This is a genomic window from Streptomyces sp. GL_148, assembly GCF_057834205.1.
In genome coordinates this window covers 8,483,340-8,505,349 of sequence record NZ_CM174396.1, presented here as the reverse complement: position 1 = coordinate 8,505,349, position 22,010 = coordinate 8,483,340, and the positions used below count along the sequence as shown (strand labels likewise).

At 71.5% G+C, this 22,010-nt stretch carries 26 protein-coding genes; 13 read left to right on the top strand and 13 right to left on the bottom strand.

Translation table 11 applies throughout. The features are described 5' to 3' along the window. Positions 1–34 precede the first annotated feature (34 nt). Positions 35–1,078: a GlxA family transcriptional regulator gene (locus AC3IYI_RS38350; protein WP_489408044.1), complete on the bottom strand. Its 1,044-nt coding sequence runs from the start codon at positions 1,076–1,078 to the stop codon at positions 35–37. Between the two features lie 71 nt (positions 1,079–1,149). On the opposite strand from AC3IYI_RS38350, the gene AC3IYI_RS38345 reads away from it, so the two are divergent. The 6 genes from AC3IYI_RS38345 to AC3IYI_RS38320 all read left to right on the top strand — a co-directional run bounded on the left by AC3IYI_RS38345 (position 1,150) and on the right by AC3IYI_RS38320 (position 4,831). After that, positions 1,150–2,532: an MFS transporter gene (locus AC3IYI_RS38345; protein WP_489408043.1), complete on the top strand. Its 1,383-nt coding sequence runs from the start codon at positions 1,150–1,152 to the stop codon at positions 2,530–2,532. Positions 2,533–2,655: 123 nt separating this feature from the next. Beyond that, entirely contained in the window at positions 2,656–2,871 is a 216-nt protein-coding gene (locus AC3IYI_RS38340) for a hypothetical protein (RefSeq protein WP_489408042.1), read from the top strand. After that, a complete protein-coding gene (locus tag AC3IYI_RS38335; RefSeq protein ID WP_489408041.1) occupies positions 2,868–3,113 on the top strand; it encodes a hypothetical protein in 246 nt (81 codons plus the stop codon). Before AC3IYI_RS38340 ends, AC3IYI_RS38335 begins: the two co-directional genes overlap by 4 nt. Positions 3,114–3,275: 162 nt before the next feature. Next, positions 3,276–3,791 (top strand): GNAT family N-acetyltransferase, encoded by a 516-nt coding sequence (locus tag AC3IYI_RS38330; protein WP_489411817.1) that lies wholly within the window; start codon positions 3,276–3,278, stop codon positions 3,789–3,791. A 75-nt stretch (positions 3,792–3,866) separates the two neighbouring features. Further along, positions 3,867–4,454 carry a TetR/AcrR family transcriptional regulator gene (locus AC3IYI_RS38325; protein WP_489408040.1) on the top strand — a complete coding sequence of 196 codons (588 nt, stop codon included), beginning with the start codon at positions 3,867–3,869 and terminating at the stop codon, positions 4,452–4,454. Beyond that, positions 4,451–4,831 carry a hypothetical protein gene (locus tag AC3IYI_RS38320; RefSeq protein ID WP_489408039.1) on the top strand — a complete coding sequence of 127 codons (381 nt, stop codon included), beginning with the start codon at positions 4,451–4,453 and terminating at the stop codon, positions 4,829–4,831. The genes AC3IYI_RS38325 and AC3IYI_RS38320 overlap by 4 nt, the downstream gene beginning before the upstream one ends. A gap of 46 nt (positions 4,832–4,877) precedes the next feature. Here AC3IYI_RS38320 and AC3IYI_RS38315 read toward each other — a convergent pair whose 3' ends face one another. Together AC3IYI_RS38315 and AC3IYI_RS38310 are read right to left on the bottom strand one after the other, a co-directional pair. Further along, positions 4,878–5,741: an ABC transporter permease gene (locus AC3IYI_RS38315; protein WP_489408038.1), complete on the bottom strand. Its 864-nt coding sequence runs from the start codon at positions 5,739–5,741 to the stop codon at positions 4,878–4,880. Next, positions 5,738–6,658 (bottom strand): ABC transporter ATP-binding protein, encoded by a 921-nt coding sequence (locus tag AC3IYI_RS38310; RefSeq protein WP_489408037.1) that lies wholly within the window; start codon positions 6,656–6,658, stop codon positions 5,738–5,740. The genes AC3IYI_RS38315 and AC3IYI_RS38310 overlap by 4 nt, the downstream gene beginning before the upstream one ends. A 133-nt stretch (positions 6,659–6,791) precedes the next feature. On the opposite strand from AC3IYI_RS38310, the gene AC3IYI_RS38305 reads away from it, so the two are divergent. Beyond that, positions 6,792–7,961 (top strand): sensor histidine kinase, encoded by a 1,170-nt coding sequence (locus AC3IYI_RS38305; protein WP_489408036.1) that lies wholly within the window; start codon positions 6,792–6,794, stop codon positions 7,959–7,961. Continuing rightward, positions 7,958–8,644, top strand: a complete 687-nt coding sequence (locus tag AC3IYI_RS38300; protein WP_489408035.1) for a response regulator — start codon at positions 7,958–7,960, stop codon at positions 8,642–8,644. Before AC3IYI_RS38305 ends, AC3IYI_RS38300 begins: the two co-directional genes overlap by 4 nt. 53 nt (positions 8,645–8,697) lie before the next feature. Here the strand turns inward: AC3IYI_RS38300 and AC3IYI_RS38295 are convergent, their stop codons facing one another. From AC3IYI_RS38295 to AC3IYI_RS38280, 4 genes are all read right to left on the bottom strand, one after another. Beyond that, on the bottom strand, positions 8,698–9,549 hold the full coding sequence (locus tag AC3IYI_RS38295; RefSeq protein ID WP_489408034.1) for a PRD domain-containing protein: 852 nt from the start codon (positions 9,547–9,549) through the stop codon (positions 8,698–8,700). Between the two features lie 148 nt (positions 9,550–9,697). Then, positions 9,698–11,809: a glucose PTS transporter subunit IIA gene (locus AC3IYI_RS38290; protein WP_489408033.1), complete on the bottom strand. Its 2,112-nt coding sequence runs from the start codon at positions 11,807–11,809 to the stop codon at positions 9,698–9,700. A 498-nt stretch (positions 11,810–12,307) separates the two neighbouring features. Next, positions 12,308–12,940 carry a class I SAM-dependent methyltransferase gene (locus AC3IYI_RS38285; RefSeq protein ID WP_489408032.1) on the bottom strand — a complete coding sequence of 211 codons (633 nt, stop codon included), beginning with the start codon at positions 12,938–12,940 and terminating at the stop codon, positions 12,308–12,310. 67 nt (positions 12,941–13,007) lie between these two features. Beyond that, positions 13,008–13,910, bottom strand: coding sequence for an AraC-like ligand-binding domain-containing protein (locus AC3IYI_RS38280; RefSeq protein ID WP_489411816.1), 903 nt, complete (start codon positions 13,908–13,910; stop codon positions 13,008–13,010). Here AC3IYI_RS38280 and AC3IYI_RS38275 point away from each other — a divergent pair. The 3 genes from AC3IYI_RS38275 to AC3IYI_RS38265 all read left to right on the top strand — a co-directional run bounded on the left by AC3IYI_RS38275 (position 13,900) and on the right by AC3IYI_RS38265 (position 15,146). Then, positions 13,900–14,046, top strand: a complete 147-nt coding sequence (locus AC3IYI_RS38275) for a hypothetical protein (protein WP_489411912.1) — start codon at positions 13,900–13,902, stop codon at positions 14,044–14,046. The genes AC3IYI_RS38280 and AC3IYI_RS38275 overlap by 11 nt on opposite strands. A gap of 129 nt (positions 14,047–14,175) precedes the next feature. Continuing rightward, the gene (locus AC3IYI_RS38270) at positions 14,176–14,550 is read left to right on the top strand and encodes a PadR family transcriptional regulator (RefSeq protein ID WP_489408031.1); all 375 of its coding nucleotides are present in this window, start codon (positions 14,176–14,178) and stop codon (positions 14,548–14,550) included. Continuing rightward, positions 14,547–15,146 carry an HAAS signaling domain-containing protein gene (locus tag AC3IYI_RS38265; RefSeq protein ID WP_489408030.1) on the top strand — a complete coding sequence of 200 codons (600 nt, stop codon included), beginning with the start codon at positions 14,547–14,549 and terminating at the stop codon, positions 15,144–15,146. Before AC3IYI_RS38270 ends, AC3IYI_RS38265 begins: the two co-directional genes overlap by 4 nt. A gap of 80 nt (positions 15,147–15,226) precedes the next feature. On the opposite strand, the gene AC3IYI_RS38260 is transcribed toward AC3IYI_RS38265, so the two are convergent. Then, entirely contained in the window at positions 15,227–15,619 is a 393-nt protein-coding gene (locus tag AC3IYI_RS38260; protein WP_489408029.1) for a TOBE domain-containing protein, read from the bottom strand. A gap of 236 nt (positions 15,620–15,855) precedes the next feature. Here AC3IYI_RS38260 and AC3IYI_RS38255 point away from each other — a divergent pair, with 236 nt between their 5' ends. Together AC3IYI_RS38255 and AC3IYI_RS38250 are read left to right on the top strand one after the other, a co-directional pair. Then, complete coding sequence (locus AC3IYI_RS38255) at positions 15,856–16,059, top strand: cold-shock protein (RefSeq protein ID WP_385382650.1); 204 nt, start codon at positions 15,856–15,858, stop codon at positions 16,057–16,059. 112 nt (positions 16,060–16,171) lie between these two features. Next, positions 16,172–16,960 (top strand): GNAT family N-acetyltransferase, encoded by a 789-nt coding sequence (locus AC3IYI_RS38250; RefSeq protein ID WP_489408028.1) that lies wholly within the window; start codon positions 16,172–16,174, stop codon positions 16,958–16,960. Between the two features lie 60 nt (positions 16,961–17,020). Here the strand turns inward: AC3IYI_RS38250 and AC3IYI_RS38245 are convergent, their stop codons facing one another. Genes AC3IYI_RS38245 through AC3IYI_RS38225 form a run of 5 tightly spaced genes read right to left on the bottom strand, consistent with a single transcriptional unit; the run spans position 17,021 to position 21,887 of the window. Continuing rightward, positions 17,021–18,283 carry an ABC transporter substrate-binding protein gene (locus AC3IYI_RS38245; RefSeq protein ID WP_489408027.1) on the bottom strand — a complete coding sequence of 421 codons (1,263 nt, stop codon included), beginning with the start codon at positions 18,281–18,283 and terminating at the stop codon, positions 17,021–17,023. Further along, positions 18,280–19,422, bottom strand: coding sequence for a branched-chain amino acid ABC transporter permease (locus AC3IYI_RS38240; RefSeq protein WP_489408026.1), 1,143 nt, complete (start codon positions 19,420–19,422; stop codon positions 18,280–18,282). Before AC3IYI_RS38240 ends, AC3IYI_RS38245 begins: the two co-directional genes overlap by 4 nt. Then, positions 19,415–20,305, bottom strand: a complete 891-nt coding sequence (locus AC3IYI_RS38235; RefSeq protein WP_422517887.1) for a branched-chain amino acid ABC transporter permease — start codon at positions 20,303–20,305, stop codon at positions 19,415–19,417. Before AC3IYI_RS38235 ends, AC3IYI_RS38240 begins: the two co-directional genes overlap by 8 nt. Further along, positions 20,302–21,093 carry an ABC transporter ATP-binding protein gene (locus tag AC3IYI_RS38230; RefSeq protein ID WP_243336889.1) on the bottom strand — a complete coding sequence of 264 codons (792 nt, stop codon included), beginning with the start codon at positions 21,091–21,093 and terminating at the stop codon, positions 20,302–20,304. Before AC3IYI_RS38230 ends, AC3IYI_RS38235 begins: the two co-directional genes overlap by 4 nt. Continuing rightward, complete coding sequence (locus AC3IYI_RS38225) at positions 21,090–21,887, bottom strand: ABC transporter ATP-binding protein (protein WP_489408025.1); 798 nt, start codon at positions 21,885–21,887, stop codon at positions 21,090–21,092. The genes AC3IYI_RS38230 and AC3IYI_RS38225 overlap by 4 nt, the downstream gene beginning before the upstream one ends. Positions 21,888–22,010: the final 123 nt, after the last annotated feature.

Sequence of the window (22,010 nt, the reverse complement as noted above, 5' to 3'; positions counted from 1 at the left end):
GTTGTACGGATATCGGCACCAATTCACGTCGTGATCAGCCCGTACGCCGAAGGTCGACCGGCTCCTGTTCCTGCCTGAGGGGATGCCCCGCGGCCGGCCTTGCCGCTCGAAAGTCGCGCCGGTAGGCGGCGGGTGTGGTGCGCAGGGCCTCGTGGAAGCGTCGGCGCAGGTTGACGGCCGAGGAGAGGCCTACCCGGTGCGCGATGGTTTCCACGGGCAGGTCGGTCTCTTCCAGCAGGGCCCGGGTGGCGGCGATGCGCCGGTCCAGCAGCCAGCGCCCGGGGCTGATTCCCAGCTGCTCGGTGAAGCGCCGGGTCAGCGTGCGGGCCGAGACCTGGGAGCGGACCGCCATCTCGGCGACGCTGACCGACTGGTCCAGCCGCCCGGCCAGCCATTCCAGCAGCGGGGCCAGTGAGTCGGTGACCGGTCCCGAGGTGGGCAGTTCGGCGTATTGCAGCTGGCACCCCTCGCGGTGCGGCGGCATCACCAACTGGCGGGCGATCCGCATGGCGTACGCGGCGCCTTGGTCGGTGCGCACCAGGTGCAGGCAGAGGTCCACGCCGGCCGCCGATCCGGCGCTGGTCGCGACGTCGCCGTGGTCCACGTACAACACTGCGGGGTCGACCCGGACGCGCGGGAACCGGGCGGCCAGCTCCGGGGCCTGGGCCCAGTGGGTGGCGGCCCGCCGATCGTCCAGCAGTCCGGCGGCAGCGAGTACGAAGGCGCCCGAGCAGATGCCGACGACTCGCGCGCCGCGGAGGTGTGCGCGGAGGACCGCTGCGATCAGCGTTGCCGGTACTTCGGTGCCGACGGGTTGTTGCCAGCCGGGGACCACTACGGTGTCCGCGCGCTCCAACGCCTCCAGGCCCGTCGTGACCAGCAGATCGTATCCGGCCTGGGTGCGCACCGGGCCGGGGTGCTCGGTGCAGACCTCGAAGGCGTAGCGCGAGGGGATCGCCGGGCTGTGGTCGCCGAACACCTCGCTCGCGCAGGCGAGCGGGAAGGTCGACTGCGGGGGCTGTAGCACGGCCACTACCCGGTGAAGCGGAGGGGATTCCGGCAGCGAACGAGGCGTCATGGCGCGAAAGTACCCCATCGTGTCGTTCAGGACACTGGGATGAGGAGATTGGTCCAGTCCAATATCGTCCTGTGACCACCGCACAGACACAGGCCCAGACCGTCCAGAGCGTCCAGAGCGTCCAGAGCGATGCACCAACCGGCAGGCCCCCCTTGTGGGACCGGCGATTCACTCTCTACTTCACCGCCCGCGCGGTGTCCTTGGTCGGCGACGCGATGATGCCGGTGGCCGCGGCCCTCGCGGTCGGCCCGCTGTACGGGATTTCCGGAGTCGGCTTCGTCCTCGGCACCTGGACCGGGACGTTCGTCCTCCTGGTCCTGTTCGGCGGGGTGTTCGCCGACCGGGTCGGCGCGCGCCGGATGATGGTCGGCGCCGACCTCGTCCGGGTGCTCACCCAGGGTGTGCTGGCTGCCGCGTTCTTCGCCGGGACACCGCCGTTCTGGCTGCTGGTGAGCATGGCGGCACTGGCCGGGGCGGCCGTCGCGATGTTCCAGCCGGGGGTGAACGGGATGGTCCCGCTGGTCGCCCGAGAACCGCAGCGCGCCAACGCGACGCTCAAAGTCGCCGACGCGCTCGCCCAACTGCTCGGCCCGGCCCTGGCGGGGCTGCTGATCGTGCTGACCGGTGCCGGGACCGTTTACGCGATCGACGCGGGCACCTTCGTGCTCAGCGCCCTGTGCTTGGGGCTCATCCGGCTCGCCCCCGCGAGCACGTCCGCAGGAACCTCGGCCGACGCCGACGCCGACGTCGACGCCAATGCCGACGCCGATTCCACCGCCGACTCCACTGCCGCCAAGAGGAGTTCGCTCCGTCGGGACCTGCGCCAGGGCTGGCAGGAGTTCCGCTCGCGCACCTGGATGTGGGCGGTTATCCTGATCTGGGTGGCCTTCGGGGTGCTGCTCTTCGGCCCGCTGGTGCCGCTGAGCTCGGCTCTGATCGGAGCTCGGCTCGGCCCGAACGCCTACGGCGTGGCCGTCTCCTTCCTCGGTGTCGGAACGGTCCTCGGCGGCTTGCTGGCACTGCGACTGCGCCCGGCCAGGCCGCTGGCGGCCGGCGCGATCGCCATGGTGCTGTTCACCGGGCTGCCGCTCTGCGTGGCGTTGGGCGCGGGGCTGCCGGTGCTGCTGGCCGGCCACGTCCTCGGTGGCGGCGCCTGGGCGTTCTGGTCGGTGATGTGGGCGACCAGCGTCCAGACCCACACGCCACCAGCGGTTCTCAACCGGGTCACCGCGTACGAGCTGGCCGGCTCGGTGTCCGGAATCGCCCTCGGCCAGATCCTCGCCGGGCCGGCCACGGAGCTGGCGTCCCCGGAGAGGCTGCTGCTGGTCTCGGGGGTCACCTGCCTGGCGGGCTGCGTGGCGCTGCTCTCGATCCCGGCGATCCGCACCCTGCGCCGCATCGCTCCCACGGCCGGCGACGAACTGGCGGCGCCCGTCGGTCCGGACGGTGGATGAACGGTGGATGAGCGGACCCACCACCACGCCCCCGCCACAGGAGTCAGATGCACCCCGAAACGGGGATGTCGCCAGGGAGCTCAGCGCCTACCCTGGCGCAAAGCAAACGGGGGGGGAATGACCATGACGGCGAAGAAACCGATGCACCCGAAGGCAGGGCTGTGGATCTCCGGCGTCGCCGGGGTGGCGTGGTGCGGGGTGCTGGCGTTCTGGCTGCTGGTGGTGCCCGAGCCGCTCGTCATGCCGGGCGGGTTGGTGCCGGCGATTCTGGCGGTCAGCGCGGTCGCACAGCTCGGCATGGCCGCCATGTATGCCGTGCGACTGCGGCGGTCGCGGTGACGGACCGCGAGCGGGTGCCCATCGACAACGGCGACCCGCAGACCTGGTACGCCCGTGGTCTGGCCCTCCTCGGCCTGGGCGGGGTGCTGCTCCTCGTGGTGTGGCTGAACCGGCCGGCCGAACCATGGCTACTCCTCGACCTCCTCGACGGGTTCGGGTTCGCGCTCCTCGGATTCGGCGCGCTGTTCTTCGCCGCGGGCGTGGTACTGCGGCTGATCCGCCGCCGCGGCCCCCGCCACTGAACGCCCCGGCGCCACCCGGAAGGGGCGCGAAGGTGACCACCTGGTAGAATGGGCGCCAGCAGCAAGCCTTTCCGGCCGGACACACAGTCCACCGGGGAGGCTTTTTTCATGCCCGGGCCGGCGGCGCCCGCAGTTGACCGTTCCTTCTTCCCAGGGAGTCTCGTGCCAGACACATCCATGCGCCCCGCGACCACTGCCGATCGCGCCACGGTGGAGCGGCTGTGGCTGATGTTCCGCCATGACCTGTCGGAGTTCCACGGCGTGCTGCCCAACCCTGACGGCGCCTTCCGCGACGAGTGGCTCCAGCAAGCCTTCTCCGAGTCCGACTGGGCGCCGTACCTCCTGACGAGCGGTGACAGACCTGCCGGCTTCGCGTTCGTCCGCGGCCTGACCGGCTCAACGCGCGCACTGAACAGCTTCTTCGTGGTGCGCGGTGCGCGAAGGTCGGGGATCGGCCTGCAGGCCGTTCAGGAGATCGTGGCCCTGCACCCCGGCTCGTGGGAGATCGCGTTCCAGGACGCGAACACGGCTGCGGTGCACTTCTGGCATCGGGTTGCCACGGCGATCGCCGGCGACGCATGGACCGAGGAGCGCAGGCCGGTACCGGGTCGGCCGGACCTGCCTCCTGACGTCTGGATCTCGCTCAGCACCCCTGCCGCATCAGCTGGGCGCACGTGAAGTAGCGCCGCCCGCTCCGGTCTTGCGGGGCCGACCCCCTTGATTACCTTACGGGTCGACCCGTAAGGTAAATGCATGAGTTCCTCTCCGCCCTCCAGAGGGCGTCCCAGGGATCCCCGGTCCCACGAGGCCATCATCGGTGCGACGGCCGAGCTGGTCGTCGAGGTCGGCTACGCCGCGACCTCGATCGGGGCGGTGGCCGCGCGGGCCGGTGTCGGCAAGGACACGATCTACCGGCGGTGGCCGGGCAAGCCGGAGTTGGTCTTCGAGGCCGTCTTCACGGCCACCGATGACGAGCCGCCCCCGGACACCGGAACGCTGGCCGGGGATCTGACCGTGCTGCTGCAGGGCCTCGTCGACGAGTTCCGCGCGCCTGCCGCGGCGGCGGCGCTCCCGGGGCTGCTCGCCGACTTCGCCGCCGATCCGGAACTGAAGGCGCGCATCCGCGGCGACTTCCTCGCCCCGTCGAAGGAACGGCTGCTGATCGTCTTCGAACGCGCCGTGGCGCGCGGGGAGATCGCGGCCGAAACTCCGGTGGACCTGGTCCTGGACACCCTGGCAGGAGCCGTGTTCTTCCACATGGGACTGGTCGGGGAACACCCTGACGAGCAGCTGGCCACACGACTGGCCACCGTCGTGGCCAAGGGAATCGAGGTCCGATGAACAGCTGGTTTCTCGCGGCGGGCATCACCGCCGTCGGAGTGGCCGCAGTGCACATCATCGGCGGGCGCCGCGATGTGGTGCGCCCACTGCTGTCCTCTGGGCTCGCGGACGAACCCAAGCGGGTCCTGCACGCCGTCTGGCACATGGTGAGCGTCGACTTGGTGCTCTCCGGGCTCGTCCTGCTGTACCTCGCCCAGGCGGACGGTGCGGCGGGGACCGGCCTGGTGGCGTGGTTCGTCGCCGCGCACTTCGTCGCGTACGCGGCAGCCTTCCTGGTCGTCACCCTGTCCGTCGGCTGGCCCAGACCACTGCTCCGTCTGCCGCAGTGGATCCTGCTCCTGCCGATCGCGGTGCTGGCAGCGGCGGGTGCCGCGTAGCCCCGCACCGTCCGGCCTGACAACCTGACAGCCTGACAGGCTGGCCTCAGACGTCCCGGCGCCGTACGACCGTCACGGCGACGATCACCGAGACGAGCACCCAGGCTGCGAGCGCGGTCCAGGAGCCTGTGATCGTGCCCGGGTGGGCGCCCAGACTGGTGGAGGAGTCCGGGTTCAGGCTCAACCGTGCCTGGGCGGCGAGCGGGAGGTGGTTGCCCATCTCCTTCAGGACCCGGTACCGGTCGCCACCGAAGAGCAGGGGCACGATGAAGAGGATCCCCACGACGGAGACGATCGAGGCCGTGGCATGGCGTAGGACGGCTCCGAAGGCCATCCCGATGAGTGCGCAGACCGGGACGACCAGCGCGTAGGCCACGACGGCCCGCAGGCAGCCGGGGTCGTGGATCGAGAGCCCGACGTGGCGGGAGGCCAGCATCGCGTTGATGGTGAAGAACGAGGTCGCGGAGACGATCGCACCGAGGGCGAGCGTGATCACCGCGACCAGGGTCACCTTGGCCGTGATCACCGCACGCCGGTCGGGGACGGCCGCGAACGTGGTGCGGATCATCCCGGTGGCGTACTCGCCGAAGACCGTGATGGCCCCGAAGGCGGCCGCCGCCAGTGCCATGACATCGGCCGCGATGCTGCTCAGTCCGTGGAACAACGGGTCGTACTTGTAGGAAGGTTCGCCGGGAAGCGCAGGGTGCGGCTGGTCGATGTACGGGAAGTCGGAGTGGACGGCGTTCACGTTGATCGCGATCGCGATCACGGCGCTGAGGACGAGCACCCAGTAGGTCGACCTGAGCGAGCGCATCTTGATCCACTCCGCGGCGAGCAGGTCGGTGAACCCGGCCGCGGGTTCGGCCGCTCGCTCGGAGGTCCTGGTGCCGGACGGGGTCGGCGTGCTCATCGGGGTTCTCCTGCGAGGTATTCGACGCTGTCGGCGGTGAGGGTCATGAACGCCGACTCCAAGGACGAGGTGTGGGTGGCCAGTTCGTGGAGCACGATGCGGTGCCGGTGGGCGAGGTCGCCGATCCGGGCCGCCGTCAGGCCGGTGACGCGGACCGCCGGGCCGTTCTCCCGGCGCACCGACGCGCCCTCGGCTACCAGTACGGCCTCCAGGGCCGTCCGGGCCGTGAGGTCAGGGGTCTGCACCGTCACGCTCCGGGTGGCGTGACGCGCTGAGAACTCCGCCAGGCTCGCGTCGGCGATCAGCCGGCCCCGGCCGATGACGATGATCCGGTCGGCGGTGTGCTCCATCTCGGCCATCATGTGGCTGGAGACGAAGACCGTGCGACCCTCGGCCTCCAGCCGCTTGAACAGACCGCGCACCCACAGCACGCCCTCGGGGTCGAGGCCGTTGAGGGGTTCGTCGAACAGCAGCACCGGCGGATCGCCGAGCAGGGCGCCCGCGATGCCCAGGCGCTGCTTCATCCCGAGGGAGAACCCGCCGATCCGGCGGCCCGCCGCCTTCGTCAGCCCGGCTTCCCGCAGGACCTCGTCCACGCGGGACAGGGGGATGCGGTTGCCGCGGGCCAGGGCGGACAGGTGCGCCCGCGCGCTCCGTCCGCCGTGCACGTCCTGGGCGTCCAACAGCGCGCCCACGTGGCGCAGTCCGCGCGGGCGGTGGGCGACGGGAACCCCGTCCACGGTGACGGTGCCGCCGGTTGGCGTGTTGAGGCCCAGGATCATCCGCAGGGTGGTGGACTTGCCGGCGCCGTTGGGGCCGAGGAAGCCCGTCACCCGGCCCGGTTCCACGGTGAAGGTCAGGTCGTCGACGGCGACCGTGTCGCCGTACCGCTTGGTCAGTCCAGTCGATTCGATCACGGGGTCCACGCTGCCGGTGCGGGCACGGTCCGCGCGTCGGCCGGTGGTTCACACTGTGGCGCACCGCCGGTAGCCCGGGGGATTAGGTCCGCGGGCCGATGCCCCGGCGGGCGGGCGCGGATACGATCGGCCGATGAACGCCCCTCCTCGTCCGCCCCTGCTCAGACGCCTGCCGCCGGGTGCGTGGGTGGGTGCCCTCTGGGTGACCCTCATCCTGGTACGCATGCTGCAACGGCCGGACGAGCTCCGGCATCTGGTCCAGTACGACGGCAACATCGAGGACGCGCCGCTCCTGGTCACCGCCGTCGTCACGACCCTGGGCGCGCTGCTGCTGTTCCGGGCGCCGCTGGCGGCCGTGGCCGTGGCGCTCGCAGGCTCCGTGTTCTCCCTCGGGATGGCGGTGCGCGAGACGACGTTCGTCCTGTTCCTGCTGGCCGACGCGGCCGTCGGCTACGCCGCCGCGACCCGCTCACGGCGGGTCTCGGTACCCGCCGCTCTGCTCTGTGTCGCCACCCTGGCGGGCTATGCGGCCTGGCAGCTGGCCCGCGGCTCCTTCTTCAACCCCTCGGCGCCGGCCGGGCTCGCGTCGACCGTCGTCATCGCCTGGCTGATCGGCAACACGGTCCGGCAGGACCGGGCGCACGCGGACACGGTGCGCGCCCAGGTCACACGGCAGGCGGTCACCGCGGAGCGGCTGCGGATCGCCCGTGAACTGCACGACATGGTCGCCCACAACATCGGCATCATCACCATCCAGGCCGGTGTGGGCAGCCGGGTCATGGACACCCAGCCCGCCGAGACGCGCAAGGCGCTCGACGCCATCGAGGTCACCGGCAGGGAGACCCTCGCCGGTCTGCGGCGGATGCTCGGCGCGCTGCGCAAGGGCGAGGAGGAGTCCGTTCCGCTGGAGCCGGTCCCCGGTCTGGCGGCCCTCGACCAGCTGGTGGGGCGGAGCGCGGCCGCCGGTGTCCGGGTGGAGGTCCGCCGGCGGGGGGAGCAGCGGGAACTGCCCCCGGACGTGGATCTCGCGGCCTTCCGCATCGTCCAGGAGGCGGTCACCAACGTGGTGCGGCACTCCGGTACCCGGGACTGCACCGTGACGGTCGACCACCGCGGTGACGAGCTGGCCGTCGACGTCGTCGACGGGGGCCGCGGGGGCGGCGTCGGGGGTTCCGGCTACGGGATCGTCGGCATGCGGGAGCGCGTCGGTCTGCTGCACGGCGAGTTCAGCGCCGGGCCGCTCCCGGACGGCGGCTTCCGGGTGGCGGCCGTGCTGCCGATACCCGTGGAGGCGGGCCGGTGATCCGTGTCGTGCTGATCGACGACCAGCCGCTGATCCGTACGGGCCTGCGCGTCCTCATCGCCGACACCCCCGACCTGGAGGTGGTCGGGGAGGCCGGGAACGGCTCCGACGCCGTGGAGCTGGTGGCGCGGCTGCGGCCGGACGTGGCCATCATGGACATCCGGATGCCCGGCACGGACGGGATCGAGGCCACCCGACGGATCGACGCGGATCCGCGGTCGACGACCCGCGTGCTGGTGCTCACCACCTTCGACGACGACGAGTACGTCTACGGGGCGCTCCGCGCCGGCGCGAGCGGCTTCCTGGTCAAGGACATGCCGCTGGAGTCCATCCTCGACGGGGTCCGTGTCGTCGCCGCCGGGGACGCCCTGATCGCGCCGAGCGTCACGCGCCGTCTCATCGAGGAGTTCGCGGCGCGGCCCGAGCTCTCCCCCGGTGTCGGGCCGGGGGGATCCCCGGGAGCCCGCCGGGTGGTGGCAGGCGCCATCACGGACCGGGAGCGCGAGGTCCTGACCCTGGTCGGCCGAGGCCTGTCCAATGCGGAGATCGCCGGGGAGCTCACCATCAGCGTGGCCACCGCGAAGGCCCACCTCGCACGGCTCTTCACCAAGCTCGACGCGCGTGACCGGGTCCACCTCGTGATCCTCGCCTACGAGTTCGGCCTCGTCGCGCCGCCGGGGTGAGGCTCACCGGCGGGAACCTGGATCGCGTACCGCTGTCCTCCTCACCGGCCTGCTTACGCGGCGGCGCCGTCCGGCTCGGTGGTCATGCGGGCCACGTGGAGGGCCAGGTAGGAGACCTCGTCCTCGCTCAGGTGCGCGCCCAGGCGCAGCTCGACGATCGTCGCCAACTGCTGCGCGGTGCGGGTCGCCTCCGGGTAGTGGCGGCGGATGCCCTCGCCGATGGTGGACTCGTGGCCCTTCAGCTGCCGGTGCTGCTGGATGCGCACGAAGAGGTAGCGCACGTGGGTGATGAAGCGCGCCGCGCTCATGGACTCCTGGGACACGGACAGCCCGTACCGCTCCCTCACGACGGCGAGCATCTGCTGGATGACGCCGGTCATCGTGTACGTGAAGGACAGGTCGCCCGTGGCGAAGCCCGCGTTGACCAGGTGCAGGGCGAGCGCGATCGCCTCGGAGTCCCCCAGGCGCGGGTCCAGGCGCTCGTTGATCGCATCCAGCAGGCGCTGCGCCTGGGCGTACTCGGAGGCGTACAGCGCTTGGACCTCCGCGCGCAGCGGGTACTCGATGACGATGCCCCGCGCGGCCCGGTCCAGCGCGCCGGCCACGTGGTCGGCGACGGCGATGGCGAGGGTCGGCCGGGTGGACTCGCGCCCCTCGATGCCCGCTTCGTCGAGGGCGATCACGACGGCCCGCAGGACCTCTTCGTCGATGAGGGAGAGGACCTCGCTCAAGTGGTCGGGGTCGCGGCCGTCCGCCGGGACGAAGACGCGCACGATCAGCGCGGGGTCGACGGGCTTGCCCTGGCGGGAGCTGAACCCGATGCCGCGCCCGGTGAGGATGACCTCCTGGCCCTTGTCGTCGCGCGCGAGGACCACGTTGTTATTGAGGACACGCAGCGCCTTCAACGCCTGCTCTCCTTCTCGATCGCGGTCCGGTTCTGCCCAATGATCCCGCATTGTCTGCCGTGCGTACGACACCCTCTCCCCCGGACGGGTCCGACGCGGGCACGCTCCCACGAGGTGGTGCGCGCCCGCGTCGGACCGGTGGCGGCCGTTACCGCCGTACGGTCACCACGGGGGCACCGGCTGCGACGCTCCGCCCGGTGTGCGGCTCGACCGAGGTGAGGTCGGCGGTGTTGGTGACGGTCATGAGGGTGACGGTCGGGTGCTCCGCCGCGCGCACGGCGTCGAGGTCGACCTCGACGAGGAGGTCGCCGACGGAGACCTGCCGGCCGGCCTCGACGTGGACGTCGAAGCCCTCGCCCCGCATCTGCACCGTGTCGATGCCGATGTGGATGAGCACCTCGACGCCGTCCGCGGTACGGATGCCGAAGGCGTGGCCGGTGGCGGCGACGATGACCAGCTCTCCGTCGACCGGGGCGACGATGCGGCCGTCGGCCGGCTCGATGCCCACGCCTTCGCCGAGTGCGCGGGAGGCGAAGACGGGGTCGCCTACTTCGTCGAGGCCGACCACACGGCCCGCGACGGGCGCGGCGAGCTCGGTGCCCCGGGCGGGGGTGGAGGCGGGGGCACCGGTCACGGTGGCGGTGGCGGGGCTGGTGACGGAGCCGCTGGATGCGCTCGCGGCGGTTGTGGCGGCGCCGACGGTGACGAGCTCGCGGTCATCGGCCGCCGCGGCCTCCCCGCGGGAGACGGCTTCGGCGGCGTCGCGCTCGGCGTTGGCCTGGACGCGGTCCTCCGGGGTGCGGAAGTCGGAGAAGTAGACGAGCGCCATCGAGACGAAGAAGGCGGCCGTGATCGCGATGCCGTAGGTGGCCATCGGGGAGAAGACCGGGATGGTCAGCAGGGAGGTGAAGGCGAAGGCCTTGGTGTCCACGCCGCCGAGGACGCCCACGATCACGCCGCCCACGAGGCAGCCCACGAGCATGCGCGGATAGATGCGCTTGAAGCGCAGGTGGATGCCGTACAGCGACGGCTCGGAGATGCCGCCGAGCAGACCGGCGGCCAGGGCGCCGGTCGCGGTCTGGCGCATCTCCTTCTCGCGGTGACGGAGCGAGAGCATCAGCACACCGGCGGTGGCGCCGAAGCAGGCGAAGTTCCAGGCGCCCATCGGGCCCTGGATGAAGTCGTAGCCGAGGGTGTTGATGTTCACCAGCATCAGCGCGTTGAGCGGCCAGTGCAGGCCCAGCGGCACCAGGAAGGGGTAGAGCAGCGGGATGAGGATCGCGAAGACGATCGGGGCGTTGCCGTTCAGCCAGGACAGGCCCTCACCGAGGCCGTTGCCGGCCCAGACGCCCAGCGGGCCGATGAGGAAGGCGGTGACCGGGATCATGATCAGCATGCTGAAGAACGGCACGAAGACCAGGTGCACGGCCTCCGGGAAGATGCGCTGCAGGCCCTTGTAGACCAGGGCGAGCAGGGCGACCATCAGCAGCGGCACGAAGACCTGGCCGCCGTAGTCGTTCAGCTGCATCGGCAGTCCGAAGACGTGCGCCACGCACTCCTGGGTGCCCAGGGTCCCGTTGGTGGTGCAGGTGATGCCGGGGATCCCGGACTTCGGGTTGAGCATGCCCGTGAAGTTCGGGGTCATCACCGCGGCCATGACGGCGGCGCCCACCCAGGGGTCGATCTTCAGCTTCTTGGCCGCGTTGTAGGCGACCATGATCGGCAGGAAGTACAGCACCGAGCGCCACATGGCGTCGACGAACACCCAGGTGGCGGACTTGTCCGCGGCGCGGAAGTCGACGAAGCCCAGGGCGTCGAGGACGGAGGCGATCGCGATGATGAGCGAGGAGCCCAGCAGGACGCCCATGAGCGGGCGGAACGAGTCGGACAGGTACTCGAAGAAGTTGTCGACCCAGGCGTAGCGGCCGCGGCTCTTGGCCCGCATCGCGGCCTTGACGTCGGCGTCGGACTTCGGGCCGGACGTGCCGGTGCCGCTCATCGACGGCAGGTTCATGATCTCGGAGTAGACGCGTGCGACGGCTCCGCCGATCACGATCTGCAGGCGGTCACCGGACTGCGGAACGGTGGCCATGACGCCGTCGAGGGCATCGAGCGCGGCCACGTCGGCCTTCGCCCCGTCGTGGAGCTGGAAGCGCAGCCTCGTCGCGCAGTGCGTGAGGCTCTCGATGTTCCCGGCTCCGCCGACGCCGCGGAGGATCTGCTCCGCCGGCGTGCCGGGTCCGGCTACGGGTGTGTTCATGATGCGTCCTTGCATCCTGGGGCTCTTGCCATCCTGCTTCGGTCCGCGATCTCTCACGCCCGGATCCGGGCAACAAAAAAGGCCCGGGTCGCGCACACGGCGCTACCCAGGCCTTGCCTCCCCTCAAGCGGCGCGCCGCCTTGACGTCGCGTGGCGACGAAGGTGACGTCCTCGGGGAGTAACAATCCTGCGATCGAGATCGATCAGACAAAACCTTAACACCGGGAAACGCGTGCGGTGGACGGCGCCGCCGTCGTGCGACGCGTGGAGTGGGCTTGGCGGCTCGGGGCGACGCGGGCCAGGCAAGATCCGGGAAACACCCCCTAGGGCCTGTCGTCAAACTCCCGTCGTCGCCCGAAGGGCGGCCGCGCGGCGTCTGGTGCGTGCTCTCGGCGCGCCGGGCGAAAGTCCGCGTACTGGACGTACTCGGGCTTTCGCCCGGTGCGGCGAGAGCGCGTGCCAGGCGTCGCGAGGCAGACGGGAGTTTGACGACAGGCCCTAGGAGCGGCGGGCCAGCAAGTGGGCGTCGAGGAAGCCGCGTTCGGAGGCCGGGTCGTGGATCAGCCGGGCGAACGTGACGAGGCCGGCTCCGGCCAGAAGATCGGCCAGCCGGTCCACCGGCCAGCTGTAGGCGGGCGTCACCTTGTGGTCGAAGCGGACCGGATCCGGCCCGTCGGTCCCGAAGAACGAGACCAGGAGCAGGCCCCCGGGCGCGAGGACGCGGACCTGCTCGGCGAGCAGCGCGGGCAATTCCCCGGGCGGGGTATGGATCATCGAGTAGTGGGCCAGTACGCCGCCGAGCGCGCCGTCCTCGACGGGGAGGGCCTCCATGCGCGCCTCGTCGAAGCGGAGCGCCGGATGGGCCCGGCGGGCATGGTCGACCATGCCCGGGGAGAGGTCGAGCCCGAAGGCGTCCAGTCCCAGGTCGTGCAGCATGGCCGTCAGGTGTCCGGGGCCGCACCCGACGTCGGCTGCTCGCGGGTTCCCGGTGCCTCGGATCAGCTCGGCGAAGGTGGTGATCATGGCTCGCGTGAAGGGCCGCGTCTCCTGCCGCCGATCGGCGAACATCGAGGCGTACAGCTCGACGACGCCGTCGTAGGCCGCCCTGGTCCCGTCTTGATGATCCGCCACGGCAAGCAAGCTAACATCCGCGCGGGTTGGCCCGGCCCGGATGCACCGAAGGCGACCCTGCGGGCCCCTACGAGCCCGGGCGAGCGCGCCCCGGGGTGGCCAGGGACGACGCCCGGTGTTCGGTGGGGGTGATTCCGTAGGCTTCACGGAACGCACGGCTGAACGCGGTGGCGCTGGAGAATCCCCAGCGAGCCGCGATCACTTGAACGGGCCGACCGCCCAGTTCCCCTCGTGCGAGGTCGGCGTGGGCGCGCTCCAGCCGGCTTTCGCGGATGCGTGCCGCGATGCTCAGGTCCTGGCCCGCGAAGAGGGCGTAGAGACCTCGCAGGGACACGTTGTGCCGATCCGCGATCATCTGGGGGGTCAGGCCCGGGTCGCCGAGGTTGTTCTCGATGAAACGGTGGATCCGCTGCAGCGTCTCCTGTGCACGCACCGCAGCAGGCGCCTCACCCGGATCGCCGAGCTGCTGCGCGAGACAGGCGGTGGCCAGGTCGAGGGCGACGGACCCCATCCCGCGCAGCTCCTCCGGGCGGCAGCGCGGGCCGTGCGTGAGCAGCGTCTTCAGGAAGTCGGCGAAGACTGCCCCGGACCCTCTGTCTGCGGCCAGGTTCCGTGCAAGGAGGCGGTCCACGCGGTCCGGGCGCAGCGCCAGGGCCGTGCGGGGAATCTGCAGCACGATCGCCTCGCCCTGCCCGCCCGCGCTGGCCCCTTCGCTCGGCCGTGAGGTGTCCGTGAGCACGAGTCCCCCCGCGACCACCGACTCGCTGCCCCGCTGGGAGATCTTGAAAGCGCCTTGGGTGATGAGCGCCAGCTGCACGTGCTCGGGATCACCACGCCGGACGTGCGCCGCGGTACGGCGCGAGAGCACCGGTGAGCACCTCAAGGCGGACAACCGCACCACGCCGAGGTCCAGGTCCGTGAACTTCGCGCGGAAGTCGTCCGTGTGCGGGGTGCTGAGCATGACCGGCATCACATCGCTGGACACCGTCTCGCAGAACCAGTCGAACCTGTCCTCGCGCGCCACGACGGCTTCCGACGCCACCAGCGAGCCCATGCGATCACCCACACCCTTTGACCTGGCCGTGAACCAGTCCTTCACCGGTTGACCCACGGCCGCGCTTCCCCCCGTCCACGTGATCAAGTATCAGTCACACGGGTCCGGCGAGGGCACGTACCGGCACCCGGTTCCGCACCCCCCTTCCTATCCATTGGCGTCACCAGGTATCTTGCATCGCATGGAACCAGGTGATTCGACCAAGCAGGCCCGGGCAGCCGCCCAGCTGCGCAAGGGGGTCCTGGAGTACTGCGTACTCGCCCTGATGAGGGACCGCCCCCGCTACGGCGTGGAGCTCCTCCACGCCCTGGAGGACTCCGGGACCTTGGCCACCAGCCAGGGCACGGTCTACCCGCTGCTCTCCCGGCTGCGGCGCGACGACCTGGTCACCACGACCTGGCAGGAGTCCGCCTCCGGACCTCCCCGCCGCTACTACGCGCTCACCGACAGCGGCCGCGCCGCGCTCGACGAGTTCACCCGCGTCTGGCCCGGCTTCCGCAACGCCGTCGACGACTTCCTCGCCACCCCGCACCACGCCACCGGAGACTCCGCATGAAGACCTCGGCCGACCCCGTACGCGACTACCTCTCCGCCGTCGAGCGCGAGGCTTCCGCACTGCCCGCCGACCGTCGCCGGGAACTCCTCGCCGACCTCGCCGAACACATCGAGGTGACGCGCGCCGAACGTCCCCACGTCGCGATCGGCGAGGTCCTGGGGGAGCTGGGGGACCCCCGTACGATCGCGGCGACGGCACTGGCCGAGGCGGGCGACGAGGCCGTCGGGACCCCGGCCCGGAGCGGCGCCGGCGCACCCGTCCGCCGGGGCAGGGTGCACCCCCTGATCCCGCTCCTGATGCTCACCGTCCCCTTCCTCGTGGCCGCGGTCCTCCCCTACAGCGCCGCCCTGGGATTCCTGAGCACCTTGTTCCGCGTCATCGGCGCGGTGCTCCTCTGCACCTCGGTGCACTGGACCGCCCGCCAGAAGACGACCGGCGTTCTGCTCACCGCGGTCCTGCCGACCCTCGCCATCGGCATCTGGAAGTTGTCCGTCGCCGCACCGGCGGGCGACACCGCGGCCAACCTCGCCAACGTGGCGGCGCTCGTCCTGCTGGCCGGCACGACGGCATGGCTCTGGCGGATCCGCCGCGCCTGAGGCGCTGCTCCCCCGCCGGTCAGGTGGGGGACGGCGTCGAGGGCGCCGACGGCGGTCCCCGGGAGGAGACGGAGGGCCGTTCAGCCGCGTTCGACGTGCACGCTGGTCGACTTCACCCGGGCGGTGACCGTCACGCCCGGCTCCAGGCCGAGTTCCAGGGCGGCCTCCCGGGTCAGCAGCGACACCACCCGGTGCGGACCCGCCTGGACCTCCACCTGCGCCGAGACGCCGCCCAGCTTGATCCCGGTCACGATTCCCGGGAACGCGTTGCGCGCCGAGGTGTACGGGGTGTCCTCGTCATCGGCGCGTTCTTGGGCGACCTCCACGCAGAAGGCGGCCAGGTCGGGCCCCTCCACGATGCGCCGGTTGCCCTGCCGGTGGGTCGGGAAGCGGTTCGCGTCCGCCCACCGCCGCACCGTGTCCACGCTCACACCCAGCAGCTCGGCGGCCTGCCCCATCGTGTACGACTCCATGAGCACCACCCTAGAGGCAGCATGTCGTGGGCCTGCCGACCACCCTTGGGGAGGTGCCCATGCCGGGGCAAACCGATCATCGGTTTGCCCTCCTCGGGCAAGTGGGTAGATCATGCCTCGTGATCGGCAGTCGTGTGTCCGAAGTACCGCTTCACCAAGCGTCGGAGGACCAGGGCAAGCAACCCACACCCGGGTCCTCACAAGCGAGGACCCTCGTCCCCGACAGGGAGCAAAAGATGGCCACCGGAACTGTGAAGTGGTTCAACTCGGAAAAGGGCTTCGGCTTCATCGAGCAGGACGGCGGCGGCCCCGACGTCTTCGCCCACTACTCCAACATCAACGCCCAGGGCTTCCGTGAGCTCCAGGAGGGCCAGAAGGTCGAGTTCCAGGTCACCCAGGGCCAGAAGGGCCCGCAGGCCGAGGACATCCGTCCTATCTGAGCCACAGCATCCCGACGCCCCGCACCGTTTCGGTGCGGGGCGTCGCCGCGTTCCCCGCCCGTGGCCACCACCTCGCCGTCGAACCTGATCATGCCCCGCGTACTCTGTGCGGGTGATCCTGCACAGCCTTCACGACCGGTCAGCCCTGGCCGCCCGCTTCGAACGGGATCCGGCCATGAACCTGATGGAGCTCGGCGACCTCGACGACCTGCCCTGGCCCCACACCAGCTGGTACGCCCTCTCCGACGACGGGCCGGTGGCACTGCTCTACGCCGTGGGCGACATCCCGACACTGCTGGGGTTCACCCGCCCCGGGCAGGCCGCCGCGCTGGAGGAGCTCGCCGAGGCACTGCTGCCCGTACTCCCCCGGCGCTTCCTCGGGCATCTGACCGGGAACGCCGCGAAGGTACTGGAATCCGCGTACGCCGCGGAGTCGCACAGCACCCTGCTCCGGATGGCGCTGACCGAGCCCGGCCTGGCCGACCGGTACCCCGCCGGACCGTGGCGGCCCGCCCCGCTGAGCCGCGACGACCTCCCGGAGCTGCTCGAACTGTTCGAACAGGCGTACCCGGGCAACTGGTTCGACCACCGCATGCTCGACACCGGCCAGTACCTCGGCGCCCGGCAGGACGGGCAACTGGTCGCCGTGGCGGGCGTACACGTCCACTCGGCCGCGTACCGGGTCGCCGCGCTCGGGAACGTCACCACGCACCCGCGGGTACGCGGACAGGGCGCCGGCAGCGCCTGCGTCGCCGCGCTGTGCCGACGGCTGGCAAAGACCGCGGACCACATCGGACTGAACGTCCGGGCGGACAACGCCACCGCCGTCCGGCTCTACCGCCGGCTCGGCTTCAGCGAGGTCGCGGAGTTCACCGAAGCGGCCTTCACGGCGCGTCCGTAGGGGACCGGCAGGCCGCCCCGACACCGGTCGGGGCGGCACCGCCGTTTCCGTGCCCGCCGCTCAGGAAGCGGGCGTGAACTTCCTCGCGGCGGGCGCGGCGGTGGCCTCCTTGACCACCTTCATGCCGCCGGGCACCGTCGCGTCGGGCTTCATGATCACGCTCTGCCGGGTGGAGGGGGCCTTCGGGTCCGAGAAGTCGTGGGTGATGCCGAAGCCGTTGTCGTAGGACTTCAGGCTCAGCAGCGCCGCCCGGATGCCCTCGCGGGTCAGGTCCTTGTCGGCGCAGGCCTTCTTCAGGACCTCCCCGAACAGGGCGCCGGCGGTGAAGCCGGCCACCACGCCGTTGTCCAGGCCCGCGTCCGGGTACTCCGCCTTGTACGCCGCGGCCAGGGCCGCCGGGCCGGCCTCCGTCGAGCCGATCGGCAGGGCCGAGGAGGCGACGTAGTAGTCCTTCTGCAGGGCCGCGCCCGCCGGGGTGGCCAGGAGCTGCGGTGCGAAGGCCGAGTTGTTGCCGACGATCGGGACGCCCCAGCCACCCGCTGCGGCGACTCCGACGAGCGAGGCGGCCTGGCGGGGGCCGGCGCTGACGACCACGGCCTTGACCCCGGCCTGCTTGAGGGCTGCGACCTGGGCCGTCATGTCGTTGTCGGTCGGCTTGATCTTCTGTTCGACGACGGTCAGCCCGGCCTCCGCGGCGATGGCCTTGGCCCCGGTCAGCGCGTTCTCGCCGTAGTCGCCCTCGAAGTAGACGTGCCCGATCTTGTCGCCCGAGGCGATCCGCTTCTGGTCGAGGAGGAAGCCGACGGCGTTGATGGTCTCCACGTCGTACGTGGCACCCACCGTACGGATGTACGGGCTGCCGAGCAGCGAGGCGGACCAGGCCTGCGGGATGACCAGACCCTTGTCCTGGCCGTCGATCCGCTGTTTCACGGCGGCGACGAACGGGGAGCCGATGAACTGGGCGAAGCCCAGCACCGAGGGCTCCAGCTCGGTGTAGGCGGCGAGGGCCTTCTGCGGGTCGTAGCCGTGGTCGCGCACCGTCAGCTCGATGGTGCGGCCGCAGATGCCGCCCGCCGCGTTGGTCTGCTTGACCCACAGCTGCTGGGCCTGGGTGACGCTCTTGCCGAGCGAGGCGTAGACGCCGGTCATGTCGGTGAGCGCGCCGAGCTTGATGGTCTTGTCGCTCACCCCGGCCCCGGCCTTGATCCCGCCCGCGGCGGGCTTGTCCCCCTCGGCGGTCTTGGCCTTGCCACTGCACCCGGCGGCGCCGGTCAGGACGAGTGCGGCCGCCAGGGCCGCGGCAGCGTGCCTTCTTCTGTTCACGTTCGCTCCTTCGAGGGTGTGGTGCGGGTGCGGGTGCGGGCGATCCGGGTGATGCCGGTGAGGCCACCGGGCAGGAACAGGACGGCCACGACGACGGCCGCTCCGTACAGGTAGCGGGAGGCCTCGCCCGGCGAGACCCCGCCCGTTCCGGGGGCGGACACCAGCGGGAGGGCTTCGCTGTAGCGGGTGAGGAGTTGGGGCAGGAGGGAGACGAAGACGGCGCCCACGACGGCGCCCGAGACGGTGCCGAGGCCGCCGATCACGATCATGGCGAGGTACTCCAGGGACAGCACCATGCCGAAGTAGTCGGGCACGGTGCGCTGGAAGACCAGGGCGAGCAGGACGCCGGCGAGCCCCGCGTACATGGACGACAGGACGAAGACCGCGGCCCGGTACCGGGCGACCGGCACTCCCATCACCCCGGCGGCGATGCTGTGGTCGCGCAGGGCGTTCATGGCCCGGCCGGGCCGGCCACGCAGGACGCCGCGCGCGAACAGGGCGCCGCACAGGAGGGCGGAGAGGCCGACGTACCAGAGCTTCTCGGCGGACTGGAAGGGGACGGCGGCGATGACGGTCTCGGTGTCGTCGAAGGTGAAGCCGAAGAGGGACAGCGGCTCCACCTCCCGGCCGTTGAACCCGCCGGTGACGCTGGTGGCGTTGAACAGCACGTGCTGGCCGATGAAGATCAGCGCGAGCGTGGCGATGCCGAGGTACGCACCGCGCAGGCGGCCGGCGATGGGGCTGAAGAGGCCGCCCGCCGCCCCGGCGAGGGCGACGGCCAGGACCGCGGCGAGCCAGCTGGGCAGGCCGAGGCCGACCAGAGTGTGACCGCCCACCGTGCTGCCGTCCCCGGCGAGCGCGCAGTACCCGTAGGCGCCGACGGCGAGGAAGAAGGCGTGCCCCATCGACAGCTGACCGGTGGCTCCGGTGAGCAGGTTGAGCCCGATGGCCCCGATGGCGGCGGCGATGGCGAACAGCCCGGCCTGCAGCCAGAACCGGTCGAGGTAGAACGGCAGGGCGAGGAGGAGCAGGCCGGCGGCCGCCACTGCCGCGTTCCGGGCGTTGAGCAGCCGCGGCCGGGTGGCCGCCGCCGGGGCGACGGCCTCGGGGTGCAGCACGGGGCTGCGGGTGTCAGACACGGGCGAGCTCCTTCGTGCCGAAGAGTCCGGCGGGACGGATCAGCAGGACCGCGACCATCACCAGGTACGGGGCCAGGTCGCCGATGCCCCGTCCGAGGAAGGTCAACTGGCCCTGGTAGCCGGTGGCCAGCGCCTCGGTGACTCCCACGATCAGGCCGCCGGCCAGTGCGCCGGAGGTGGAGTCGAGACCGCCGAGGATCGCGGCCGGGAAGGCCTTCAGGGCGGCGAGGGAGGTGGCCCGCTCCAGGCCGGGCGTGGGGAAGACCGTCAGGAAGAGCGCGGCGACGGCGGCCAGCGCCCCGGCCACGGCCCAGGCCGCGAGCGAGACCCGGCCCAGCCGTACGCCCATCAGCGCGGCCGTCTCCGGCTGTTCGGCGGCGGCGCGCATGGCCACGCCCCAGGAGGTGTGCCGGAACACGAGCAGGAATACGGTGATCAGCAGCCCGGCGGCGAGGATGGCCGCGATCCGGGTCTGGGGCACCGTGACGGCGCCGAGGTGGACCACGCGGTCGCCCCACGGGTCGCCGAGCGAGAGCACGTCGGTGCCGAGGCGCCGGGTCAGGTCGGTGATGAGGAGGATGTCGACGCCGATGGTGACGATGGCCAGCACGCTCTGGTCCTGGCCGCGGTAGCGCCGCATCACCAGGAACTCGATGGCCGCCCCGACGGCGGCCGCCGAGAGGGCACCGGCCAGGAGCGCGCCCCAGAAGCCGAGCTCCTCGTGCAGGGTCGCGGTGACGTACCCGCCGGCCAGCAGCAGGGAGGCGTGCGCGAAGTTGACCACTTCGGTGGCCTTGAAGATGACCACGAAGCCGAGGGCGATCAGTGCGTAAACGGAGCCCATGGAGAGCCCGCCGAGGAGCAGTTCGAGGAATGTGGTCATGCGGCCGGCTCCTCCTCTCCCAGGTAGGCGCGGACCACGGCGGGGTCGTTCTGCACCTGTGCGGGAGTCCCGCCGCCGATGCGCCTGCCGAAGTCGAGTACGGTCACCGCGTCCGCGAGCCGCATCACCACCCCCATGTCGTGTTCGACCAGCACGATCGAGATGCCGAGGCCGTCCCGGACGCCCGCGATGACGGCGGCGGTGCGCTGCCTCTCGTCGGCGGTCATGCCGGCGACGGGTTCGTCGAGGAGCAGCAGCCGGGGCTCCATGCACAGGGCCCGGGCCAGCTCGACGAGTTTCTGCTTTCCGTACGGGAGCGAGCCGGCGGGCGCCGCGAGGTCGCCGTCCAGCCCGACGAACTCGGCGATCTCCCGGACGCGTTCGCGGTGCCGGCGGTCCTCGCGGGCGGCGGCGGGCAGCCGCAGTCCGGCGGCCAGGAAGCCGGTCCGCATCAGCCGGTGGCGCCCCAGTAGGAGGCTGTCGGCGACGGTGGTGTGCGGGGGAAGTGCCAGGTTCTGGAAGGTGCGGGCGATACCGAGGGCCGCGACGGCGTGCGGGGCGAGGCCGGTGAGCTCGGCGGCGCCGAAGCGGACGCTTCCGCCGGTGGCCCGGTAGACCCCGGACAGCACGTTGAAGCAGGTGGACTTGCCCGCTCCGTTGGGTCCGATGACGGCGTGGACGCTGCCGGGGTCCACCGTGAAGGAGACCGAGTCGAGCGCGGTCAGGCCGGAGAAGCGGACGGTGACGTCGGTGACGGTGAGCGGCGGAGGTGAGGCGTTCGCGTTCATGCCGACCACCTGCGCAGTTCCCGCCGCGCCCCGGCGGTGGCCGGATCGGGTGCGGTCTCGTCCGTGATGCCGAGGTAGCGGCGCCGTACCTCGTCCGAGGCGGCCAGTTCGGCGGCCGGGCCGTCGAGGGTGACCTCGCCGACCTCCAGGACGTAGGCGTGGGAGGAGAGCCGCAGCGCGAGGGCGGCGTTCTGCTCGACGAGGAGGACCGAGGCGCCCGAGGCGTTGATCTCGGTGATGGTCTCGGCGATGGTGGCGGCCATCTTGGGCGCGAGCCCGAGGGTGGGTTCGTCGAGCAGCAGCAGACGCGGGCGGGCCATCAGGGCCCGGCCCAGGGCGAGCATCTGCTGTTCGCCGCCGGACAGCAGTCCGGCCCGCTGCCGCGCCCGCTGGGCCAGTACGGGGAACAGCTCGTGCACCCGGGCCAGGGAGCGGGCCGTATCGGCGCGGGATCCCGCGCGGCCCCCCAGGGCCCCGGCACGGAGGTTGTCCGCGACGGTCATCCGGGTGAACACCTTGCGCCCCTCGGGTACTTGCACCACCCCGGCGGCCACGACCCGGTCCGGGGTGAGCCCGTCCAGCGGCCTCCCGTCGAAGGCGATGCTCCCGCCCGTGACGGCTCCCCGGTGGAATCCGAGCGTCCGGGACACCGCGCGCAGCAGCGTCGACTTCCCGGCGCCGTTCCCGCCGAGTACGACGACCACCGCGCCGGCGGGCACGTCGAGCGATACGGAGCGCAGTGCCCGGACCGGCCCGTAGCCGATGGACAGAGCACGTACTTGCAGCGAACCCACGTCCTCTCCTTCCTCTGGGCGGCCTTGTGCTGGCGCACACATCAGCACCGGGCCGGGGCGGGCGTCCACGGCCCGATGCGGAATCGCTGCCGATGACCAGCCCGGACAGGAGCCCGTTGTGCA

Excerpts from the sequence above, each read along its gene's own strand:
- AC3IYI_RS38350 (WP_489408044.1), bottom strand. The coding sequence starts at position 1,078 with ATGACGCCTCGTTCGCTGCCGGAATCCCCTCCGCTTCACCGGGTAGTG.
- AC3IYI_RS38340 (WP_489408042.1), top strand. The coding sequence starts at position 2,656 with ATGACGGCGAAGAAACCGATGCACCCGAAGGCAGGGCTGTGGATCTCC.
- AC3IYI_RS38325 (WP_489408040.1), top strand. The coding sequence starts at position 3,867 with ATGAGTTCCTCTCCGCCCTCCAGAGGGCGTCCCAGGGATCCCCGGTCC.
- AC3IYI_RS38320 (WP_489408039.1), top strand. The coding sequence starts at position 4,451 with ATGAACAGCTGGTTTCTCGCGGCGGGCATCACCGCCGTCGGAGTGGCC.
- AC3IYI_RS38315 (WP_489408038.1), bottom strand. The coding sequence starts at position 5,741 with ATGAGCACGCCGACCCCGTCCGGCACCAGGACCTCCGAGCGAGCGGCC.
- AC3IYI_RS38305 (WP_489408036.1), top strand. The coding sequence starts at position 6,792 with ATGAACGCCCCTCCTCGTCCGCCCCTGCTCAGACGCCTGCCGCCGGGT.
- AC3IYI_RS38290 (WP_489408033.1), bottom strand. The coding sequence starts at position 11,809 with ATGAACACACCCGTAGCCGGACCCGGCACGCCGGCGGAGCAGATCCTC.
- AC3IYI_RS38275 (WP_489411912.1), top strand. The coding sequence starts at position 13,900 with ATGACCGGCATCACATCGCTGGACACCGTCTCGCAGAACCAGTCGAAC.
- AC3IYI_RS38280 (WP_489411816.1), bottom strand. The coding sequence starts at position 13,910 with ATGCCGGTCATGCTCAGCACCCCGCACACGGACGACTTCCGCGCGAAG.
- AC3IYI_RS38270 (WP_489408031.1), top strand. The coding sequence starts at position 14,176 with ATGGAACCAGGTGATTCGACCAAGCAGGCCCGGGCAGCCGCCCAGCTG.
- AC3IYI_RS38265 (WP_489408030.1), top strand. The coding sequence starts at position 14,547 with ATGAAGACCTCGGCCGACCCCGTACGCGACTACCTCTCCGCCGTCGAG.
- AC3IYI_RS38260 (WP_489408029.1), bottom strand. The coding sequence starts at position 15,619 with ATGGAGTCGTACACGATGGGGCAGGCCGCCGAGCTGCTGGGTGTGAGC.
- AC3IYI_RS38255 (WP_385382650.1), top strand. The coding sequence starts at position 15,856 with ATGGCCACCGGAACTGTGAAGTGGTTCAACTCGGAAAAGGGCTTCGGC.
- AC3IYI_RS38235 (WP_422517887.1), bottom strand. The coding sequence starts at position 20,305 with ATGACCACATTCCTCGAACTGCTCCTCGGCGGGCTCTCCATGGGCTCC.
- AC3IYI_RS38230 (WP_243336889.1), bottom strand. The coding sequence starts at position 21,093 with ATGAACGCGAACGCCTCACCTCCGCCGCTCACCGTCACCGACGTCACC.